Source organism: Enterococcus sp. NBRC 3427, from assembly GCF_007996925.1.
Lineage (GTDB): Bacteria > Bacillota > Bacilli > Lactobacillales > Enterococcaceae > Enterococcus_B > Enterococcus_B lactis.
This window is the reverse complement of the sequence record NZ_BJLL01000123.1, coordinates 1-849: the sequence shown is the minus strand read 5'-3', so window position 1 is coordinate 849 and position 849 is coordinate 1. Positions and strand designations below refer to the sequence as shown.

The 849-nt window shown below is 41.7% G+C and carries 1 protein-coding gene; it reads right to left on the bottom strand.

What is annotated here, in order from left to right:
* A partial coding sequence (locus ESP02_RS13155; protein WP_146926085.1) for a hypothetical protein occupies positions 1–651 on the bottom strand: 651 nt, incomplete at its 3' end.
* Positions 652–849: the final 198 nt, after the last annotated feature.

Genomic DNA, 849 nt, shown 5'->3' with positions numbered 1-849 from the left:
ACCATGATCCGTTGTTCCTGTCAAATATTCCCGCATCAATGCATGACTGGTCACGTCTTGCGCGTATCTTTTTTGCAGACCTTGCGAGAAATTATAGGTACTAGTAGTAGAATCAATCCCCGAAGTGGCAAAAGCGGCCAATTCTTGTTGCAGGGCAGGATTATTGGAAGATAATTCATACAAGCTCGCATTCGTTTTGAGTAAGTCTGCAGTGGCGACGCCTAAGGAGGAACCTAGTTGGTAAAAACTATAACCAAGTCCTGCTCCTAGGATAGCAGAAACTACTGCAGCAGAAGCAGGGAGGGAAACCAATGCAGAACTTAATGTAGCACCAACAGCAGAAAAAGGAGAGAGAAAAGAGGAGAAACTGACGCCACCGGTTAAAGGAACCAATGCTGCGTTGTGCGGATCTGGTTCTTGGGTAGTGAAAGGGATACGAGAGATAGACGAGAGTTCAGGAACAACTTTGGTCGTCGCATGTTGTTCTGCTTTAATCGTATACGTTTCTTGGGCGTGCATTTGGACAGGCGTGGCAGCAAATGGCAGAAGTGTCAACACAACAAAAAACAAATGAGTGAGTTTTTTCATGTTTTCTCCTTTCAAGAACACGTGCGGCTGATCGACAAGGGGGTCTTTTGCACCTCCGTTCATTCATATTCACTTACACATTTAATTATTCTTGAAAAAACAAAAGAATACAAGGAGTAATAGAAAAAATCGATTTAAAAAATGTTTTTTATATTATGGGTGTTTCCTTCGTGTATTCTCATGGAAGACAGTAGTTATGTCAAATAATCGTTTGTTTTTGACGCATAATCGTTCACGCAACTGATAAAGAAAAAGAAGGGA